The following is an 18,381-nucleotide window of genomic DNA, read 5'->3' on the forward strand; positions in this document are numbered from 1 at the left end:
CGGCCCGCATTGGTCCGTCCGAGGGCGCCGCCCCCGGCCGTCGGTGCCGTGGGCGGCCGGCCTCAGGACGCGGAGGTGACGAAGCCGTCCCTCACCTTGTCGAAGACGGGACGGTACGTGTCCCACTCCAGGTCCGGTGCCGACAGGAGGATGTCGTACTCCCGCTCGCCCTCGCGCCCGAAGCCGACGTCGATGGCGCGGAAGGTCCGGGCACGCCCCCGGAAGGTGAAGTCCCAGACGGCGGCCGGCTGCCCGCGCAGCGTCGTCTTCTGCATGCGCAGCTTGCGGTACGAACCGGGGTAGTTGACCTTGGTGTTCGCCTCGATGTCCTTGAAGTGGTCAAGGGGGTGCGAACCGGCGGGGTCGACCACGCCGATCTCTAGGCGGACGAGGCCGGTTTCGTCGATGTGGACGACCGTCTCCGAGGTGCGCTGCGTGACCTTCCAGCCGTCCGGGACGGGGAAGGACACGTCGAGGCTCTTGTCCTTGACCAGGTGGTAGCCCTCGGGCACGGGAGGGGGCGAGTAGGACGGGGTGGGGGAGCCGCCGGTGGCGTCCCGAGTGGCGTTCGAGTCGGGGTGCGACGCCGAGTAGAGGGTGGCTCCGATCACCGTCGCGGCCACCGTCAGGGCGACGGCGAGCATGACGAGGACGCGGCGCCCCGTTCGACGGCCCCGGCGCGCGGGGGTGCCCGGGTCTCCCTGCGGCCCCCGCCCCGGCCCCGATCCCCGTTCCGGTCCCGTTTCCGTCAGGGCGCGGCCGCCCGCCGTCGTGGTGTGCGGGCCCGTGTCACCTTGCGGCCCGTGGGGTTTCGCGGTGCGCGGGGCGGACGGCGTGGGCAGTGTGGTCGTCGTCGTGCCGGACAGCACCGCTCGCAGGGCCTGCTCCGTCTGCTCCGCGGTGGGCCGTTCCCCGGGGTCCTTGACCAGCAGGGCCTCGATCAGGGGTTCCAGCGCGCCACCCTGCCTCAGGGGCTCCAGCGGGTCGACGGCGATGGCGTACGCGGCCTCCATCGCGGTCAGCCGGCGGAACGGCGGGCGGCCCTCCACCGCCTGGTACAGCGTGGCGCCCAGGGCCCACAGGTCGGACGCGGGGCCGGGCTTCTGGCCACGGATGCGCTCCGGGGCCATGTAGTGGATGGAGCCGACCATCTCGCCGGTCCTGGTGAGGGTCGAGGCGTCGGCCGTCATCGCGATGCCGAAGTCGGTGAGGACGACCCGGCCGTCCGCGCCGAGCAGGACGTTGCCCGGCTTGACGTCCCGGTGCAGTACTCCGGCGGCGTGCGCGGCGCGCAGCGCGGCGATCATGCCCAGCCCGATCCGGGCCGCCTCCTCGGGCGCCACGGTACGGCCGTCGGTGAGGAGGTCGGCCAGGGTGGGCGCCGGGACGTACTCCATGACGATGCAGGGCCGGCGGTCTCCGTCCACGTCGTCGTCGACGACGTCATGGACGACGATCACGTTCGGATGCGCCACCCGGGCGGCGCTGCGGGCCTCGCGGCGCGTGCGCTCGTACAGCCGGGCCAGGTCGTCGGGGGCCAGGTGCGGCTGGACGCGGAGCTGCTTGAGCGCGACCTGGCGGCCGAGGACCTCGTCCTCGCCCCGCCACACCGTGCCCATGCCGCCGCGGCCGATCTGCTCCGTGAGCCGATAGCGCCCGGCGACGAGCCGCCCTACGTCCGACACCACGTGCCTCCGCCAGCCCTGCGTACGTTCGATTCGCGTCGCCACCCTATCCGGCCACCCGCACGGGCCCCGCGGGTGGAGCCCCAGGACGCGCGACCCCTCGGCGTTCCGGCGTAACGTCGTGCATGTGGACCCCACGGCTGACGGTCTTGTGTCCCGTGTCGCGCGCGAGCTCGGTTCGAAGGCGGACGAGCTGATCGCCGAGGTGGAGTGGTGCCTGCGCAGTGAGCTGCCCGACCTCTGGGAGTACCCGGACGCCATGACGTCGGAGAACGTCGCGCAGCACGTGGTCGTCGTCCTCTCCGCACTCGAACACGGTGTCGACCCCCGTGCCCTGGAGCAGCCGATCGCGGAGCTGACCCGCGTCCGCAGGCTGGCCCGGCACGGCGTGCCCGTCAGCGTGGTGCTGCGGGCCTTCCGGCTGGGGCAGGGCGTGATGCTCGACCGGCTGCTCGAAGGGATGGCCCGGCTCACGGACGACGCCACGCTGATCAGCGAGGCCGCCCGCCGTCTGATCGTGACGGCCACCGGGTACGTGGACCGCTCCTCGGAGCAGGGCGTCGTGGCCTACGAGGAGGAACGGGACCGGCGGCTCCGGGGGCGGCTGTCGCTGGTGAACGAGGCCAGCGTGCGCATCGGTACGACGCTGGACATCGCCCGCACCACCCAGGAGCTCGCGGACTTCGCCACCCAGCCGCTGGCCGGGCTGGCCGACCGTTCCTTCGCCGACCTGGTCACCGTGGACCTCATCGACTCCGCGCTGCACGGCCATGACGCCCCGCCGGAGGACCCGCTCGTGCTGCGCCGGCTCGCCCGGAGAACGTCGGCCGCACGGCAGGAGCAGGCCCGGTCCGCGGCCGAGCACGAGGCGAGGGTTCCGGGGGCCGTCCCGGGGAGCGCGCGGGAGGCCGTCTTCGGCCCGACCCCGAAGATCGCGCTTCCGCGGCCGCACACCTTCCCGGCCGGATCGCTCCCGGCCCGCGCCCTGGCCACGGGGCACCCCTTCCGCCACCGTCCGGACGGCGACCCCGCCGATCCCTCGCCACGGGCGAAGGACGGCGCGCACCCCGATCGCATCCACACCGACGGCGCGCGTGCCGGTGGCCCCCACGACCCGACCGATCCGGCCTCACCGGCCCCGTCGACGCACTCGATGCTGGTCGTGCCGTTGCGGGCCAGGGGCGCCACGCTGGGGGTCGCGCAGTTCTTCCGGGGCCGGGCGTCCGACCCGTTCGACGACGAGGACCTGCTCCTCGCGCAGGAGATCGCGGCGCGGGCGGCGGTGGCCGTGGACAACGCACGCCGGTACACCCACGCCCGGGCCACCGCGATCAGCCTCCAGCGCAGCCTCCTCCCGTCGCGTATGCCGCCGCAGTCCGCCGTGCAGGTCGCCTGCCGCTACCGGCCCGCCGGTGACAGGGCCGGGGTCGGCGGCGACTGGTACGACGTCATCCCGCTCTCCGGGGCCCGTGTCGCCCTCGTCGTCGGGGACGTCGTCGGCCACGGGGTGCACGCCGCCGCCACCATGGGCCGCCTCCGCACCGCCGTGCGCACCCTCGCCGACATCGACCTGCCGCCCGACGAACTCCTCACCCACCTCGACGACGTGGTCCTCCGCCTCTCGGCCGAGGCGGAGGGGGAGGGCGAGGGCGAGGGCGAGGAACTCGGAGACGGACAGGAGGGGGGTGCGGACGTCGGGGGCCCGCCGACGGAGAGGGCGTCCCTCGGTGTCATCGGCGCCACGTGCCTCTACGCCGTCTACGACCCGGTGGCGCGCTCCTGCGCTCTCGCGCGGGCGGGGCATGTGCTGCCCGTCGTGGTCGCCCCGGACGGCGTGGTGGACGTGCTCGATCTGCCGCCGGGCCCGCCGCTGGGGCTGGGCGGGCTGCCGTTCGAGGTGGCGGAGTTCGAGTGGCCGGAGGGCACGGTGCTCGCCCTGTACACCGACGGCCTGCTGGAGGCGCGGGGCCATGACCTCGACGAGGGCCTCACCCGACTGCGCGACGCCCTCGCCCGTCCCGCCGCGTCCCTGGAGGCCACCTGCGACGCCGTCCTGGAGTCGCTGCTCCCCCCGCGTCCGCCGGACGACGTCGCCCTGCTGCTGGCCCGGACCCGGGCCCTCGGGGCCGCACAGGTCACCGACTGGGACCTGGAGGCGGACCCGGCGGCGGTGGGCCGGGCCCGGGCGAACGTCTCGCGCCAACTCGCCGCGTGGGGCCTGGAGGAGCTGGACTTCCTCGCGGAGCTGGTGGTGAGCGAACTGGTCACCAACGCCATCCGCTACGGCCGGCCCCCCATCGCACTCCGGCTCATCCACGACCGCACGCTCCTGTGCGAGGTCTCCGACGCCGGCAGCACCACCCCCCATCTGCGCCGGGCCCGGGTCTTCGACGAGGGCGGGCGCGGACTGCTCCTGGTCGCCCAGCTCGCCGAACGCTGGGGCACCCGCCACGCACGCCACGGCAAGACGGTCTGGGCCGAACTGAACGCGTCCGCCGCGCTCCCGGACATGACCTTCCTCTAGGCCCTGTCGTCAAAGGCCCTAGCCTCGGGCCTCCCCGACGAGCCCGGCGGAGCCGCGGGCTCAGTGGTGGTGGCCGTGGCGGCCCAGGGTCGTCACGGGGGTGGCCCCGGGGCGGGTCCACTGGGGCACCGGGCGGCTCGTGGGGCCCCAGGTGGGGTTGCCGTCCGCGTCCGAGCGCCAGGACCAGCAGGGAGCGCCTCCCTCCGGCCGGCCCTCGGGCTTGTCCTCCCATGCCTCGCCGCGGCCGTACGGCGTCATGTCGAGCAGGCCCAGCGACCCGTTGACCCTCTCGTTGCCGCGGCCCGTCGTGGAGTAGGTGAGGAAGACGCGGTCGCCGTCGCGCAGGAAACAGGTGAGGCAGCCCATTTCGCCGCCGACCGGCTCGTCCAGGCCGCGCACCGAGTACCAGGGCTGGGTGTAGCCCATGAAGTCGACCTAGGCGGCCACCTCGTCCCACGCGCCCGTGGTCAGGACGGCGAACGAGACGCCGCGGGCGTTGAGGTAGACGGCGTCCTTCAGATGCCAGGCCGTGGTCGTGCAGCCCTCGCACTGCCCCTGGTGCGGCGCGCCGTCGTACCACATGTGCCGGTAGACCACGAGTTCGTCGCGGCCCTCGAACAGGTCCAGGAAGGGGACGGGACCGTCGGGGCCGACGACCTCGACCGTCCCGTCGCACTCCACCATCGGCAGCCGGCGCCGGGCCGCGGCGAGCGCGTCGCCCTCACGGGTGTGGGCCTTCTCGCGGACCAGGAGTTCGTCACGGGCGGCCTGCCAGGTGGCCAGGTCGACGACGGGCGGTCGGCCCGGCAGCGCGGTCGTCGGGCCGTCCGGTGTGATGCTCATGCTGTCCTCCGGGGTCTCGCGTGCCGGGCACCGTCGGACCGGGCCCGACGACGGTCACCGGAACAGACTCCCGGCCCACGCGGAACTCATCGCGGCGGACCCTCCAGGGCGGTGGAAAAGCCCCCGCGGATCTCCGGGGCGGGGTGTCGAATGCGGCGGGTCCCGATCGACGTGACAGTGAAGCAGTACTCCCACGACCTCAGGAGCACCCATCGTGACCGTGACCGCGGATATGGCCATCTCCCTCGACGGCTACGTCGCCGGCACCGACGTCCGCGTCGACAACCCGGGGGGCGACGGTGCCGAGCCCCTCTTCGAGTGGATCCACGACCTGGCGAGCTGGCGGGAGCGCCAGGGCATGACCGGCGGGCGGGAGAACCGCGACTCCGAGCTGCTGCGCGAGTGGTTCGACGCCACCGGAGCGGTGGTCATGGGCCGGATGATGTACGACACGGGCGAGGAGTTCTGGGGCGACAACCCGCCGTTCCGGACGCCGGTCTTCGTGCTCACCCACCGCCCCCGGCCGACCCTGGTCAAGGAGGGCGGCACCACCTTCACCTTCGTCACCGACGGCCTCCACAGCGCCCTCGCCCAGGCCAGGGCCGCGGCCGGGGACCGGAACGTCGACATCGCGGGCGGCGCCGACACCGTACGGCAGTGCCTCAGGGAGGGGCTCATCGACGAACTCCAGCTCCACGTGGTGCCGGTGCTCCTCGGCGACGGCCTCCGTCTCTTCGAGGACCTGGGCGCCGTACGACGGGACCTCCGCCCGATCCGCGTGGTCGACACCCCGCTCGCCACCCACCTCAAGTACCGCGTCGTGAGGTGACAGCCCGGTCGCGGCGGTGCGGCGGCCGTCCGGTGCTCAGGCGACCGCGCTGCGCCCCACCACCGCCCCCGCCCGGTCGACGCAGATCACGTCGACGGCGACCGGTGCCCCGCGCAGGACCGTCAGGGCCTCGTCCCGGGCCGCCGTCGCGACCAGGTCGCCCAGGGGCACACCGGCCGCCGCGCACAGCTGGAGCGCGGCGAGCCCGGTGTTGGCCGCCGCCACCCCCGCGGCCAGCGCCTCGTCCGCGCCGCCCCGCCGGGCCAGCTCGGCGAGGAGCCCCTTGTCGACCTGGGAGCGGCCGGAGTGCAGGTCGAGATGGCCGGCGGCGAGCTTGGAGAGCTTGGCGAAGCCGCCGCAGATCGTCAGCCGGTCGACCGGGTGGCGGCGGATGTACTTCAGGACCGCCCCGGCGAAGTCACCCATGTCGAGCAGCGCGTCCTCCGGCAACCCGTACTCGGCGACGACCGTCCGCTCCGACGTCGACCCCGTGCACCCGGCGACATGCGTACGGCCCGCCGCCCGCGCCACGTCCACGCCCCGCCGGATGGAGTCGATCCACGCGGAACAGGAGTACGGCACCACGATCCCGGTGGTGCCGAGGATGGACAGACCGCCGAGGATGCCGAGCCGGGGGTTCCAGGTGGAGCGGGCGATCTCCTCGCCGTGGTCGACGGAGACGGTGATCTCGACGTCACCGGTGCCCCCGTGGCGCGCGGCGACCTCGGCGACGTGCTCACCCATCATCCGCCGGGGGACCGGGTTCACGGCCGGTTCGCCGACGGGCAGGGGCAGCCCGGGGCGGGTGACCGTCCCGACGCCGGGGCCGGCCCGGAAGACGACCCCGGATCCGGCGGGCAGCCGCCGGACCGTGGCCCGGACCAGCGCGCCGTGCGTGACGTCGGGGTCGTCGCCCGCGTCCTTCACGATGCCCGCCATGGCGTACGCGTCCGTCAGCTCCTCGGCCGCGAGCGCGAACGACGGGGTCTGCCCCTTCGGCAGGGTGATCGTCACCGGGTCGGGGAACTCACCGGTGAGCAGGGCGGTGTACGCGGCCGTCGCCGCCGCCGTCGCGCAGGCACCCGTGGTCCAGCCGGGCCGCAGCCCGGTGTGCTTGAGTTGGGCCGCGCGACCGCCCTTCGCCGCACCGGCCGCCCCGTCGGCGCGCTGCTCGTCACTGCTGTTCATGAACGGACCCGGCCCCCCATGCACGTACTGGTACTCGGCGGAACCACGGAGGCCCGCCGCCTCGCCGAACTGCTCCACGGCACTCCCGGCCTCACCCTGACCAGCTCCCTCGCCGGACGGGTCGCCGGCCCCCGGCTGCCCCCGGGCGAGGTCCGCGTGGGCGGCTTCGGCGGCGCCGAGGGCCTCACCGCCTGGCTGCGCGAGCAGCGGGTGGACGCGCTCATCGACGCCACCCACCCTTTCGCCGGGACCATCAGTTTCCACGCGGCGCGGGCCGCCGCCGACGCCCATGTTCCCCTGCTCGCCCTGCGCCGCCCCGGCTGGGTCCCCGTGGACGGCGACGACTGGCACGAGGCCGCGTCCCTGGACGAGGCCGCGGCCCTGCTGCCCGCCCTGGGCCGGCGGGTGTTCCTCACCACCGGGCGCCTGGGTCTGGCCGCCTTCGCCGGTCTCGACGCCCTCTGGTTCCTCGTGCGGTCCGTCGACCCACCCGAGGCTCCGCACCCGGCCCGCATGGAAGTACTGCTCGACCGGGGTCCCTTCACGCTCGACGGGGAGCGGGCGCTGCTGCGCCGCCACCGCGTCGACGTCCTCGTCACGAAGGACAGCGGGGGAGCGGCCACCGCACCGAAGCTCACCGCCGCGCGCGAGGCCGGCCTGCCCGTGGTCGTGGTCCGCAGACCTCCGGTGCCCGAGGGCGTCCCCGTGGCGGCGGACCCCGAGACGGCGGCCCGCTGGGTCGCCGAACACCTCACGGGCGGCTGACCTGGGACGTCACCGCCGTCCCCGGCCGGGGCCACCGGCCGGGTCCGTCCTCACTCCACCTCGCTCGCGAGCGCGTTGAGCGCGGCGGCGGCGATGGCGCTGCCGCCGCGACGGCCTCGTACGACCAGGTACTCCAGTCCCGCCGTGTTCGCGGCCAGCGCGTCCTTGGACTCGGCGGCGCCGACGAAACCGACCGGGACGCCGATGACGGCGGCGGGCCGGGGCGCGCCGTCCTCGATCATCTCCAGGAGGCGGAACAGGGCGGTCGGCGCGTTGCCGACGGCGACGACCGAGCCCTCCAGCCGCTCCCGCCACAGTTCGAGCGCGGCGGCACTGCGCGTGGTTCCCAGCTTCGCCGCCAGCTCGGGCACGGCCGGGTCGGCGAGCGTGCACAGCACGTCGTTGCCGGCGGGCAGCCGTGAGCGGGTCACTCCGCTGGCCACCATCCGCACATCCGTGAACACGGGCGCCCCCGCGCGCAGCGCCTCGCGGGCGGAGGCCACCACCCCCGGCGAGTACGCCAGGTCCCGGACGAGGTCGACCATCCCGCAGGCGTGGATCATCCGGACGGCGACCTGGCTGACGTCGGCGGGCAGTCCCGCGAGGTCGGCCTCCGCGCGGATGGTGGCGAAGGACTGGCGGTAGATCTCCGCCCCGTCCTTCTCGTAGTCGTACGTGGTCACGGTGCTCTTCTCGCTGCCTTCGGTCGTCCTGCGGCTGTCCTGCGGGCGTCGTCGCCGGGGGCGTGGGGCCGTGTGGATCCAGCCGGGGGCGGGCGCCGGACGGCGAGCATATCCACGGCCGCCGCGAGGCGACGTTCCGCCCACTCGTCCGCCGGGCTTCTGCCACGCTGACCGTCATGACGATGACGGTGCAGAGGTCCCCGCAGTTCACGCAGTTCACCCGTCCCGACGACGTCACCCGGGCCCTGCGGAAGGAACTCACCGACTGCTGGGAGGGCGTGGCCAACGCGGGCGGCGCGGTGCTCGCCACGGAGTTCCCGCCGCTGCCGGTGAGCACCCACGATGTCGCGCCCGTGGTCGACGGCCTCGTCCGGAACCTCCACCCCGCACGCGGCAGGCTCCTCGTCGCCACCGTCGACGGCTCGCTGGCCGGCTGGCTGATCCTGCGCCGCGAGCCGCACCCGCTCGGCGCGCACTGCGGCACGGTCAACCACGTCCAGACCCATGTGCGCTTCCGGGGCCTGGGCATCGGCGCCGGGCTGATGCACCGCGTCCACGCCATCGCGCGGGACGAGATGGGGCTGGAGCGCCTGCAACTGTCCACCCGCGGCGGGGTGGGACTGGAGGACTTCTACCGCAAGGTGGGCTGGGAGGAGGTCGGCCGCTGGCCGGGCGCGCTGCGCATCGCGCCCGGCGACGACCGCGACGCGATCCTGATGAGCCTCGTCCTGTGAGCCCGTCGTCCACCGACGTCGGCCGGGAGCGCGCTCAGGGGACGAGCCCGGCGCGCCGTAGCAGGGTCAGCCACTCGTCGTACTCCGCCAGGTCGTCGTCGACCGGACCGATCCGTGTGTACTCGGCGGTCGCCAGCCGTTCGACGAAGAACTCCTCCAGGCTGGACGCCAGTTGCTCGAAGCGCTCGGCGTCCGGCCACTCGCGGTGCTCGTCGGGGATGCCGAGGACGCCGCCGCCCGCCCGGTCCACGTGGACCGGCGTCTCATGGATCATGCCGACGCAGAACAACTTCTCCCGGGACAGCGGCGGCACGCAGTCGGCCACCGGATCGCAGTAGAACTGGTGCCCAAGGGCTTCCTCCAGGCCGAAGAGCTGCACCGACGGGCTGCAGCTCGCACCGTCCAGCACCCGGCAGAAGTCCAGGAACTCCGGCGGCGCCCCGTCCGCCGCGGCGGCCCGCGCGGTCTCCTCGTCGACGGTCCCGCCGAGCAGATACGAGAACAGGTCCGGGCTCTGCGCCTTGGCCGCCCGCAGAGCGTCCACCGTCACCCGCAGCCGCGTCCCCGGCCGTCGTATGTCGCCGGCCCCACCATCACTGAACGTCACACCCGGCACGATAGCTTCGCCGCCGGCTCCGGGCCGGGCTGCGTCGTTCACGGGGTCCGTCAGGCCAGTGGGTCGTGGCCCCAGTTCATGAGCGAGTACCTCCAGCGGGTGTCCCGCGGGTCACCGGAGGGACGTTGGGCGAGGTGCCGCCGGATGTAGCCGACGACCTTCCGCATGTGCCGGTAGTCGTCGTCCGAGAGGTCGCCCTCGGCCGTGCGCAGGATGCCGACGATCCGGCGTCCGGAGGCGTGGCCCGTGGACTCACCGCCGTCCTTGTGCTGCCCGGCGCCGCGCGACTCCTCCGATTCCAGCCACTCCTCCAGCTCGCCCGGCCTCATGTTGACCAGCTCGCGGAACGCGTCCCAGGTCTCCTGCCGCTCTGCGCCCTCCACGCGGCGTCACTTCTTCTTCAGCGCGGACGGCTTGTGCACCGCGGCGCGGCCGGACTTCTCGCTGCGGACCTGGTACTGCGGGTCCTCGGGCGAAGCGTCAACCGTCCTGCCCGCGGCCTCCGTCCGCTCGGTGATCTCCTTCTCGACCTCGCCCTCGGCCCGGCCGCCGTGACTGCGCCAGGCGACCTTGTCCCCCTCCTCCAGCTTCTTGCCCTTGCTCCGGTCCTTCGCCATGTCGGCCTCCTTCCCCCGCCCCGTGGACAGCGCGTCCCCCGACTTCCAGCGTGCGGGCATCCCGTCCACGCCGCAGCTCCGACCGGACCGCGGTCGCCACCGCACCCCCGGCGGGCCGTCCAGGAAGGGTGCGTCAGAACGCCGCGCGGATGATCCCCACCGTGCGTTCCAGATGCGGCTCCGCGCGGTCGGCGCGGTGGGCGACCGCCAGCTCCACGCGCGCGTCCGCCCCGGCCAGCGGCAGGTACGCGACGCCGTCGAGCGCCAGCGCCGTCACCGGCTCCGGCACGACCGCGACGCCGAGACCCCCGGCCACCAGCGTGACCAGCGTCGACGTCTCGCCGACCTGGTGGCGGACATGCGGTTCGACCCCGGCGCCGCGCAGGAGGGCCATCACGACGTCGTACATCACCGACCGGCGGTCGGCGGCGTGCACGATCAGGTCGGCCCCTGCCAGGTCCCTCGCCCGCAGCCGCTCGCGGCGGGCCAGGGGGTGGTCGACCGGTACGGCGACGACGAGCCGGTCCCGGCGCAGGGTGTGCACCGTCAGGGAGAGGTCGGCCGCCGGAGGGCGCAGCAGCGCGACGTCGATCGCGCCGGTGCGCAGCCCTTCGACCTGGTCGGGCGCGAGCATCTCGCCGCGGAACGAGAAGTCGACGCCGGGAAGCTCCTCCGACAGCCGCCGGGAGAGGGCGGGCAGGAGGCTGTACGTCGCCGAGCCCACGCACCCGATCGCCAGGTGCCCCACCGTGCCGGCGGCGACGCGCCGGGCGTGATGGGTGGCCTCGTCGACGTCGGCGAGGATCGCCCGCGCCCGCGCGAGATAGGCGCGGCCGGCCTCGGTGAGGTCGACGCGGCGCGTGGTGCGGCGCAGCAGCTCGACGCCCAGCTCGGCCTCCAGCTGCCGGATCTGCTGGGAGAGCGGCGGCTGGGCCATGTGGAGCCGCTCGGCGGCCCGCCCGAAATGACGCTCCTCGGCCACCGCCACGAAGTACCTCAGGTGCCGCAGATCCATACGTCATCCATACGTCGTGCCTATCAATCGGGTCGGATATGCGTACTTCAGAATATCGCGGTGCTGGATTAGCGTCGCTGCCATGAGTGCTTTCATCTACGCCGCGACGCGGACGCCGTTCGGCCGCTTCAACGGCGCGCTGGCCGGTGTCCGCCCCGACGACCTCGCCGCCGCCGCGATCACCTCGACGCTCGCGACGGTGCCGGGCCTGGACCCGGCCGCGATCGACGACGTGGTGTGGGGCAACGCCAACGGCGCCGGCGAGGAGAACCGCAACGTCGGCCGGATGGCCGCGCTGCTCGCCGGGCTCCCGGTGAGCGTGCCCGGCAGCACGGTCAACCGGCTGTGCGGCTCCAGCCTCGACGCGGCGATGACCGCCAGCCGGCTGATCGAGTCCGGCGACGCGGAGGTGGTGCTGACCGGTGGCGTGGAGTCCATGACCCGGGCCCCGTGGGTGCTGCCCAAGCCGGCGAAGGGGTTCCCGGCCGGCGATGTCACCGCGGTGTCGACGACGCTCGGCTGGCGGCTGGTCAACCCGCGCATGCCGAAGGAGTGGACGGTCAGCCTCGGCGAGGCCAACGAACTGCTCCGGGAACGCTTCGACATCTCCCGCGAACGGCAGGACGAGTTCGCCGCCCGTTCCCACCGGCTCGCCCACGCGGCCTGGGAGTCGGGTTTCTACGACGACCTGGTGGCGCCGGTCGAGGGTGTCGACCTCACCCGTGACGAGGGCATCCGCGCCGGGTCCACGACGGAGGTGCTGGCCGGGCTCAAGCCGGTGTTCCGCACCCCCGAGCAGGGCGGCACCATCACCGCGGGCAACGCCAGCCCGCTCAACGACGGTGCCTCGGCGGTGCTGCTGGGCGGCGAGGGGGCCGCGGCGGCGATCGGGGCCGACCCGGTCGCCCGGATCGCCGGGCGCGGGGTGATGGCGCTGGAGCCGCGGGACTTCGGCTACGCGCCGGTCGAGGCGGCGAACCGCGCGCTGGCCCGGGCCGGGATCGGCTGGGACCAGGTGGGCGCGGTCGAGATCAACGAGGCGTTCGCCGTGCAGTCGCTGGCCTGCCTCGACGCCTGGAAGGTCGACCCCGACCTCGTCAACCAGAAGGGCGGCGCCATCGCCATCGGGCATCCCCTGGGCGCCTCGGGCGGCCGGATCCTCGGCACACTGGCCAAGGTGCTGCGGGAGACCGGGCAGCGCTACGGCGTCGCCGCGATCTGCATCGGCGTCGGCCAGGGCCTGGCCGTCGTCCTCGAGAACTGCGACGTGACGGGGGTGGCCGCATGAGCAGGGCGGAGATCCTGCGGAGCGCCGACGAGGCGGTCGCCGGCATCGAGGACGGGTCCACGGTGCTGGTGGGCGGCTTCGGCCTGGCGGGCATGCCGTTCGACCTGATCGAGGCGCTCATCCGGCAGGGGGCGAAGGACCTCACCATCGTGTCCAACAACGCCGGCAACGGCGACGTCGGGCTCGCCGCGCTCCTCGCCGCCGGCCGGGTGCGCAAGGTGCTCTGCTCCTTCCCGCGCCAGGTCGACTCCTGGGTCTTCGACGACCTCTACCGCGCGGGCAAGGTCGAACTGGAGGTCGTCCCGCAGGGCAACCTCGCCGAGCGGATGCGCGCGGCCGGTGCCGGCATCGGCGCGTTCTACTGCCCGACCGCGGTCGGCACTCCGCTCGCCGAGGGCAAGGAGGAGCGGGAGATCGACGGCCGGAAGTATCTGCTGGAGTACCCGATCAAGGGCGACTACGCGCTGATCAGCGCCCATGTCGCGGACACGATGGGCAACCTCGTCTACCGCAGGACCGCCCGCAACTTCGGACCCGTCATGGCCACGGCCGCGACGACGACCATCGTCCAGGTCGACCAGGTCGTCGACGCGGGGAAGCTGGACCCCGAGGCCGTGGTCACCCCGTCCATCTACGTCGACCGGATCGTCCAGGTCGAGGCCCGTCACTACACCGTGCAGGGGGCGCGATGACCACCACACCGACGACCACGCCGGACGCCGGGTCGGCGACTTCGGCGACTGCTGCGGGTGGCGGCCGGGCGGACGCCGTGCCGCCCATGACCGCCGACCACCGGCTCTCGATGGACGAACTGGCCGCCGTCATCGCACGCGACATCCCGGCGGGCGCCTTCGTCAACCTCGGCATCGGCCAGCCCACCAAGATCGCCGACCATCTGCCGGCCGACTCCGGGGTGGTGCTGCACACCGAGAACGGCATGCTCAACATGGGGCCGAAGGCCGAGGGCGACGCGGTCGACCCCGACCTGACGAACGCCGGCAAGGTCCCGGTGACCGAGCTGCCGGGCGCGGCGTACTTCCACCACGCCGACTCCTTCGCGATGATGCGCGGCGGCCACCTCGACGTGTGCGTCCTCGGGGCGTACCAGGTGGCGTTCGACGGCGACCTCGCCAACTGGCACACCGGTGAGCCCGACGCGATCCCCGCCGTCGGCGGTGCCATGGACCTCGCCATCGGCGCCAAGGACGTCTACGTGATGATGACGCTGTTCACGCGCTCCGGTGAGCCGAAGCTCGTGCCCCGCTGCACGTATCCGCTGACCGGCGTCGGGTGCGTCAGCCGCGTCTACACGGACTGCGGCGTCTTCGACGTCGGCCCCGACGGCGTACGGATCCGGCAGACGTACGGCGTCCGCGCCGACGAACTGGCGGAGCGCCTCGGCATCACGCTCCCGTAGACAGCGTCACCCGGGCGGCGGCCGACCGATGTGCGACACCTGACCGGCGGACGGGTGACAGAGGAAGGGACCGCCTGTGTGCCCGCGAAGGCTGCCTCATCCTGAAGACTCGGACCGACGAGAGGGAGTCAGCGATGATCGCGAGGGTGGCCGTGTGGGAACCGATGCCGACGGACGACCGCGACTGGGTGCTGGATGCCGCCGCCGCGACGCCTGGCGTCCACGGGGCGTACCACCTCGTCGACCCCGCTACCGGCAATGGACTGTCCATCGCCTTCTTCGAGAACGAAGCCGCCGCTCAGGCCGCACACAAGGCGATCGAGAAGCGCGCCGAGGAGATCGGCTGGAACAGTGTCCCGCACCCGTCGCCCGCCTCCCAGACGATGTACCAGGTCGTCCGGCACGCGTAGCGCGCCGCCGGCATGGGCTGGCGCCCCGAGGACGCGCACGGGCACGCTGCTCTCATGGATCACACGGAGGTGTTGCTCATCGGGGGGCGGGCCGGCGTCGGCAAGACGACGGTGGGGTGGGAGGTTTCGGCGTTGTTGCGGGCCGCGGCGGTCCGTCACGCCATCGTCGACGGGGACTTCATGGGTGCGGTGCATCCGGCCCCTGAGGGGGACCCGCACCGCTCGGAGATCACCGAGAGCAACCTGACCGCCGTGTGGGCCAATTTCGCCCGGCGCGGCTACCGCCGACTGATCTATACGAACACCCTGAGTGTGCTGCCGGAAGCGACCGGTATGTTCCAGCGGGCCATGGGACCGGGGGTTCGGATCGTGCGGGTCCTTCTCACAGCCTCCGACGCCACCGCACGCGAGCGGCTGACGCGCCGCGAACTCGGCTCGGAACTGCAGCAGGAGCTGGAAGGCAGTGCCCGCAAGGCGCGGCTGCTGGACCAGCACCTCCCTGCGGACGCGGTGCGGGTGGTGACGGATGACAGGGGTGTCGTGGACATCGCACGCGAGGTGGTGGCCGCCACCGGCTGGTCCGGTCCCGGCCCCGGTACTGGGGTGATCGCCTGATCAACTGCCGCCGGCTTGACCTCGGGTCACCCGCCGGTGGTGACCGCGATGAGGGCCTGGAGCTGTGCGGCGGTGCGGTTGAGGGGCTGGGTGCTGCGCTTGGCACGGCACATCGCCACCGTCCCCTCGACGGCCGAGACGACGAGCGTCGCCACCTGCGCGGCCTGCTCGCGCTCGGCTCCGTGCTCGCGCAGGGGCGCCGCCGGCGGGGCCTCCCACTGCTCGAAGACCTCCGCCGCGGCGGCCGGGGAGGGCGGGACCTCGTCGGCCGGTGGTTCCTCGATGGCCTCTGCCAGGACGGGGCAGCCCGCGTGGAAGTCGCTCTCGACCACGATCCCGCGCCACAGCTCAAGGAAGGCGCTCAGGCCCGCCGCCGGCCCCCGCCTCCAGCTCCTTGCGCAGACTCCGCGCGACCCACTCGCCCGTGAACCGGACCGCCTCCGTGGCCAGTTGCTGCTTGCCCTCGGCGAAGTAGTGGTACGTCGAACCGAGCGGTGCCTTGGCGTGCTTGGCCGTCTCCCGGATGCTCGTGGCGCTCGGCCCGCACCGGCTGATCATGTCCGCGGCGCCGGCCACGATCCGCTCGCGCGACGGCGTACCGCTCCCCGGCGTCGCGCCACTCCGTCCGGCCCCGGCGCCGTCACGCCTGGGACGGCTCCGGTTCCGTCGTCCGGGGCAGCCGGCCGAGGCCCTGGTCGAAGCGACGCAGAAGGAGTACGGCGGTGGTGGCGAGGCCGGTGAGGAGGCCGAGCCAGATCCCGAGGGTGTCCAGCCCCACGGCGAGGCCGAGCAGGGCGGCGGCGGGCAGGCCCACGAGCCAGTAGCCGACGAGGGTGACGCGGAAACCGCCCTTCGTGTCGTCGAGGCCGCGCAGCAGGCCGACGCCGATGTTCTGGGCGCAGTCGAAGAACTGCAGCACCGCCGCGACCAGCAGCAGTTGGGTGGCGATGTCGACCGCCCTGGTGTCCCCGGTGTCGAAGAACGGCGCGAGCACCAGGCCGGGCGCGGTCACGTACACCAGTCCGACCACGGCCATCACCGCCGCCGCACAGGCCAGGGCGGTGGCCTTCAGCCGCTGGGCGGCGGCCAGGTTGTGCAGCGCCAGCTCCCGGCTGACGCCGATGGACGCGGCGTGGGACAGACCGACGGCGATCTGGAAGACGATGTAGACGAGCTGGTTGACGGCGGTGTGCGCGGCCAGCGCCGCCGTGCCGAAGCTGCCCGCGAACAGGGCGACGACGAAGAAGAAGCCCGCCTCGGAGCCGTAGGTGGCGGCGATCGGCGTACCGAGCCCGGTCAGCCGGCGCAGTGTGGCGGGGCGGGTCTTCCAGACGCTGAGCGACAGGACGGGGGCGAGCCGGGGGTCGCGCCGGGCGGACAGGTACAGGGCCAGGCAGGACAGCGCGTACACCAGGCTGGTGGACAGGCCGATGCCGGGCAGACCCAGCTCGGGGAAGATCCAGGTGCCGTGGATGAGGACCCAGTTGAGGCCGGCGTTGACGGCGATCGAGACGAGGGTGATGCGCAGCAGGGCCTGCGGGCGGCGCATGCCGACGGTGAACTGCCGTATCGCCTGGAACCACAGACAGGGGATCAGGCCGGGCGCCATCGTGTAGAGGATGGGCTTCGCGGCGTCGACCACCTCCGGGTCCTGGCCGAGCCAGATCACGGCGTGCCCGATGAGCACCATCAGCACGGCGCCCACGACCCCCACGAGGGTCGACAGGAGCAGGCTCGCCCGGACCAGGTCCCGGACCTCGTCCTCGGCGGCCCCGGTCGCGTCGGCCGACTCCGCCCGCGCGTCGGCCGCCGCGACCTGGTTGCCGACGGCGGTCACCATGCCGACGCCCATGGTGCGCAGCTGGTTGAAGATCACCATGGCGAGGCCGCCCGCCGCGAGGGCCTCGGTGCCGAGCAGGCCCATCATGATGGTGTCGGTGGTGGTGAGGGCGACCTGCGCGAGCTGGGTGAGCGCCAGCGGCACGGCCAGCGTGGCGAGGGCGCGGCTGTCGCCGAGGAGGCGGGCGAGGGCGGGCGGCATCGACTTCCGTTCCTGAGGTGGGGGGACGCTGACGACGGGGACGAACTACCCCTGGACGTCCGGCGCGACGCGGCGGAGCTTGGCGAGCAGCTCGTCCACCTCGCGTTCGGTGTCGGGGGAGAGCAGGTCCCGGGCACCCATCCAGTCGTCGTCGAAGACCGTGTCCAGGTACTTCTCCCCGCCGTCGTTGATCAGGGCGACCATAGTCGTCCCCGGCGCGAGGGAGGGCATCCGGGTCAGGGCCTCGTACACCACCCCGCCCGCCGAGCCACCGAGCATGAGCCCCGTGCGGCGGGCCACGGCGCGGGCGGTGGCGAACGCCTCGACGTCACCGACCTTCACGCCCTCGTCCAGCAGGCTGTAGTCGACCATGGCGCCGATCGTCGCGCCCTCCGGCGTACCGGTGCCGGACTGGTGGTAGTCGTGCGCGGGCGGCCCGAAGGCGATGGAACCCTTGGGCTCGACCCCGACGATCCGCACGTCCGGCACGGTCGCGCGCAGCGCGCCCCCGGTGCCGAACAGCCCGCCCCCGGTGCCGACCGCGCCGATCAGGATGTCGATACGGCCGTCCAGCGCGGCGTCCAGTTCCCGGGCCACCGGGTGGTAACCGACGCCGTTGGCCATGTTGTTGTGCTGCTCGGTGAAGTACGCGTTGTCCGACTCGGCGGCCATGCGCTCCGCCAGTTCCTCGCGCGCCGCCGTGGCGAGGTCCTCGTCGCCCTCTGCGGCCACGTAGACCAGTTCGGCGCCCATGGCCTTCATGGCGCGCAGCTTGTCCTTGGACGCGTGGTGGTCGACGACCGCCGTGAACGTGTAGCCGCGCTCGGCGGCCACCACGGCGAGCCCGAGCCCGGTGTTCCCCGACGTGGACTCGATGATCCGGCCGCCGGGGCGCAGCAGCCCGCGCTCCTCGGCGTCGACGACCATCTGCCGGGCCATGCGTATCTTCGCCGTCCCGGTCGGGTTGAACTGCTCCAGCTTCAGCAGCAGCCGGGCGTCGCTCTCCGTGCGGCACAGCTCGAACAGCGGGGTGGCGCCGATGAGTTCGGAGACCTGGCGGACGACGGGCGGACGGTGCAGGGGGTGGGGGTGGCTCATGGCGGGGAACTCC

The 18,381-nt window shown here is 73.5% G+C and carries 18 protein-coding genes and 2 pseudogenes; 9 read left to right on the forward strand and 11 right to left on the reverse strand.

Translation table 11 applies throughout. From position 1 onward, the window contains the following. Positions 1 to 62: 62 nt before the first annotated feature. Complete coding sequence (locus ACZ4Z2_RS20225; RefSeq protein WP_468077851.1) at positions 63 to 1,688, reverse strand: serine/threonine-protein kinase; 1,626 nt, start codon at positions 1,686 to 1,688, stop codon at positions 63 to 65. Positions 1,689 to 1,812: 124 nt separating this feature from the next. Here ACZ4Z2_RS20225 and ACZ4Z2_RS20230 point away from each other — a divergent pair, with 124 nt between their 5' ends. Continuing rightward, the gene (locus tag ACZ4Z2_RS20230) at positions 1,813 to 4,209 is read left to right on the forward strand and encodes an ATP-binding SpoIIE family protein phosphatase (RefSeq protein ID WP_468077853.1); all 2,397 of its coding nucleotides are present in this window, start codon (positions 1,813 to 1,815) and stop codon (positions 4,207 to 4,209) included. 60 nt (positions 4,210 to 4,269) lie between these two features. On the opposite strand, the pseudogene ACZ4Z2_RS20235 reads toward ACZ4Z2_RS20230, so the two are convergent. Then, positions 4,270 to 5,052: pseudogene (locus ACZ4Z2_RS20235) on the reverse strand (DUF899 domain-containing protein). Positions 5,053 to 5,266: 214 nt separating this feature from the next. Between ACZ4Z2_RS20235 and ACZ4Z2_RS20240 the strand changes: the two are divergent. Then, a complete protein-coding gene (locus ACZ4Z2_RS20240; protein ID WP_468077855.1) occupies positions 5,267 to 5,881 on the forward strand; it encodes a dihydrofolate reductase family protein in 615 nt (204 codons plus the stop codon). A 36-nt stretch (positions 5,882 to 5,917) separates the two neighbouring features. Here ACZ4Z2_RS20240 and ACZ4Z2_RS20245 read toward each other — a convergent pair whose 3' ends face one another. Next, positions 5,918 to 7,069: a cobalt-precorrin-5B (C(1))-methyltransferase gene (locus tag ACZ4Z2_RS20245; RefSeq protein WP_468077856.1), complete on the reverse strand. Its 1,152-nt coding sequence runs from the start codon at positions 7,067 to 7,069 to the stop codon at positions 5,918 to 5,920. An 18-nt stretch (positions 7,070 to 7,087) separates the two neighbouring features. On the opposite strand from ACZ4Z2_RS20245, the gene ACZ4Z2_RS20250 reads away from it, so the two are divergent. After that, on the forward strand, positions 7,088 to 7,834 hold the full coding sequence (locus ACZ4Z2_RS20250; RefSeq protein WP_468077858.1) for a cobalt-precorrin-6A reductase: 747 nt from the start codon (positions 7,088 to 7,090) through the stop codon (positions 7,832 to 7,834). 50 nt (positions 7,835 to 7,884) lie between these two features. On the opposite strand, the gene ACZ4Z2_RS20255 is transcribed toward ACZ4Z2_RS20250, so the two are convergent. Beyond that, a complete protein-coding gene (locus ACZ4Z2_RS20255; RefSeq protein ID WP_468077860.1) occupies positions 7,885 to 8,517 on the reverse strand; it encodes a precorrin-8X methylmutase in 633 nt (210 codons plus the stop codon). 176 nt (positions 8,518 to 8,693) lie between these two features. Between ACZ4Z2_RS20255 and ACZ4Z2_RS20260 the strand changes: the two genes are divergently transcribed. Beyond that, positions 8,694 to 9,251 carry a GNAT family N-acetyltransferase gene (locus tag ACZ4Z2_RS20260; RefSeq protein ID WP_468077862.1) on the forward strand — a complete coding sequence of 186 codons (558 nt, stop codon included), beginning with the start codon at positions 8,694 to 8,696 and terminating at the stop codon, positions 9,249 to 9,251. Between the two features lie 34 nt (positions 9,252 to 9,285). Here the strand turns inward: ACZ4Z2_RS20260 and ACZ4Z2_RS20265 are convergent, their stop codons facing one another. The 4 genes from ACZ4Z2_RS20265 to ACZ4Z2_RS20280 form a co-directional block, all read right to left on the reverse strand. Next, entirely contained in the window at positions 9,286 to 9,858 is a 573-nt protein-coding gene (locus tag ACZ4Z2_RS20265; protein ID WP_468077864.1) for a hypothetical protein, read from the reverse strand. A gap of 59 nt (positions 9,859 to 9,917) precedes the next feature. Further along, the gene (locus ACZ4Z2_RS20270) at positions 9,918 to 10,250 is read right to left on the reverse strand and encodes a DUF3140 domain-containing protein (protein ID WP_468077866.1); all 333 of its coding nucleotides are present in this window, start codon (positions 10,248 to 10,250) and stop codon (positions 9,918 to 9,920) included. A 6-nt stretch (positions 10,251 to 10,256) separates the two neighbouring features. After that, a complete protein-coding gene (locus tag ACZ4Z2_RS20275) occupies positions 10,257 to 10,484 on the reverse strand; it encodes a hypervirulence associated TUDOR domain-containing protein (RefSeq protein WP_468077868.1) in 228 nt (75 codons plus the stop codon). A 133-nt stretch (positions 10,485 to 10,617) separates the two neighbouring features. Next, positions 10,618 to 11,499, reverse strand: coding sequence for a LysR substrate-binding domain-containing protein (locus ACZ4Z2_RS20280; protein ID WP_468077870.1), 882 nt, complete (start codon positions 11,497 to 11,499; stop codon positions 10,618 to 10,620). Between the two features lie 82 nt (positions 11,500 to 11,581). On the opposite strand from ACZ4Z2_RS20280, the gene ACZ4Z2_RS20285 reads away from it, so the two are divergent. The 5 genes from ACZ4Z2_RS20285 to ACZ4Z2_RS20305 all read left to right on the forward strand — a co-directional run bounded on the left by ACZ4Z2_RS20285 (position 11,582) and on the right by ACZ4Z2_RS20305 (position 15,229). Then, on the forward strand, positions 11,582 to 12,787 hold the full coding sequence (locus tag ACZ4Z2_RS20285; protein WP_468077872.1) for a thiolase family protein: 1,206 nt from the start codon (positions 11,582 to 11,584) through the stop codon (positions 12,785 to 12,787). Next, positions 12,784 to 13,479 carry a 3-oxoacid CoA-transferase subunit A gene (locus tag ACZ4Z2_RS20290; RefSeq protein ID WP_468077874.1) on the forward strand — a complete coding sequence of 232 codons (696 nt, stop codon included), beginning with the start codon at positions 12,784 to 12,786 and terminating at the stop codon, positions 13,477 to 13,479. The genes ACZ4Z2_RS20285 and ACZ4Z2_RS20290 overlap by 4 nt, the downstream gene beginning before the upstream one ends. An 86-nt stretch (positions 13,480 to 13,565) precedes the next feature. Beyond that, a complete protein-coding gene (locus tag ACZ4Z2_RS20295; RefSeq protein ID WP_468078138.1) occupies positions 13,566 to 14,204 on the forward strand; it encodes a 3-oxoacid CoA-transferase subunit B in 639 nt (212 codons plus the stop codon). Positions 14,205 to 14,338: 134 nt separating this feature from the next. Next, positions 14,339 to 14,614, forward strand: a complete 276-nt coding sequence (locus tag ACZ4Z2_RS20300) for a hypothetical protein (protein ID WP_468077876.1) — start codon at positions 14,339 to 14,341, stop codon at positions 14,612 to 14,614. A gap of 54 nt (positions 14,615 to 14,668) precedes the next feature. Next, on the forward strand, positions 14,669 to 15,229 hold the full coding sequence (locus tag ACZ4Z2_RS20305) for an AAA family ATPase (protein WP_468077878.1): 561 nt from the start codon (positions 14,669 to 14,671) through the stop codon (positions 15,227 to 15,229). Between the two features lie 26 nt (positions 15,230 to 15,255). Here the strand turns inward: ACZ4Z2_RS20305 and ACZ4Z2_RS20310 are convergent. The 3 genes and pseudogenes from ACZ4Z2_RS20310 to ACZ4Z2_RS20320 form a co-directional block, all read right to left on the reverse strand. Next, positions 15,256 to 15,787: pseudogene (locus tag ACZ4Z2_RS20310) on the reverse strand (TetR/AcrR family transcriptional regulator). Positions 15,788 to 15,869: 82 nt separating this feature from the next. Next, positions 15,870 to 17,270, reverse strand: a complete 1,401-nt coding sequence (locus ACZ4Z2_RS20315; RefSeq protein WP_468077880.1) for an MATE family efflux transporter — start codon at positions 17,268 to 17,270, stop codon at positions 15,870 to 15,872. 45 nt (positions 17,271 to 17,315) lie between these two features. Then, positions 17,316 to 18,368, reverse strand: a complete 1,053-nt coding sequence (locus tag ACZ4Z2_RS20320; protein ID WP_468077881.1) for a cysteine synthase family protein — start codon at positions 18,366 to 18,368, stop codon at positions 17,316 to 17,318. Positions 18,369 to 18,381 lie beyond the last annotated feature (13 nt).

The sequence above is a fragment of the Streptomyces sp. NPDC030183 genome, assembly GCF_055573455.1.

What these genes read in the sequence shown, in the direction of transcription:
- ACZ4Z2_RS20245 (WP_468077856.1), bottom strand. Translation starts at nt 7,069, where the DNA reads ATGAACAGCAGTGACGAGCAGCGCGCCGACGGGGCGGCCGGTGCGGCG.
- ACZ4Z2_RS20250 (WP_468077858.1), top strand. Translation starts at nt 7,088, where the DNA reads ATGCACGTACTGGTACTCGGCGGAACCACGGAGGCCCGCCGCCTCGCC.
- ACZ4Z2_RS20260 (WP_468077862.1), top strand. Translation starts at nt 8,694, where the DNA reads ATGACGATGACGGTGCAGAGGTCCCCGCAGTTCACGCAGTTCACCCGT.
- ACZ4Z2_RS20275 (WP_468077868.1), bottom strand. Translation starts at nt 10,484, where the DNA reads ATGGCGAAGGACCGGAGCAAGGGCAAGAAGCTGGAGGAGGGGGACAAG.
- ACZ4Z2_RS20280 (WP_468077870.1), bottom strand. Translation starts at nt 11,499, where the DNA reads ATGGATCTGCGGCACCTGAGGTACTTCGTGGCGGTGGCCGAGGAGCGT.
- ACZ4Z2_RS20285 (WP_468077872.1), top strand. Translation starts at nt 11,582, where the DNA reads ATGAGTGCTTTCATCTACGCCGCGACGCGGACGCCGTTCGGCCGCTTC.
- ACZ4Z2_RS20290 (WP_468077874.1), top strand. Translation starts at nt 12,784, where the DNA reads ATGAGCAGGGCGGAGATCCTGCGGAGCGCCGACGAGGCGGTCGCCGGC.
- ACZ4Z2_RS20295 (WP_468078138.1), top strand. Translation starts at nt 13,566, where the DNA reads ATGACCGCCGACCACCGGCTCTCGATGGACGAACTGGCCGCCGTCATC.
- ACZ4Z2_RS20300 (WP_468077876.1), top strand. Translation starts at nt 14,339, where the DNA reads ATGATCGCGAGGGTGGCCGTGTGGGAACCGATGCCGACGGACGACCGC.
- ACZ4Z2_RS20305 (WP_468077878.1), top strand. Translation starts at nt 14,669, where the DNA reads ATGGATCACACGGAGGTGTTGCTCATCGGGGGGCGGGCCGGCGTCGGC.
- ACZ4Z2_RS20315 (WP_468077880.1), bottom strand. Translation starts at nt 17,270, where the DNA reads ATGCCGCCCGCCCTCGCCCGCCTCCTCGGCGACAGCCGCGCCCTCGCC.
- ACZ4Z2_RS20320 (WP_468077881.1), bottom strand. Translation starts at nt 18,368, where the DNA reads ATGAGCCACCCCCACCCCCTGCACCGTCCGCCCGTCGTCCGCCAGGTC.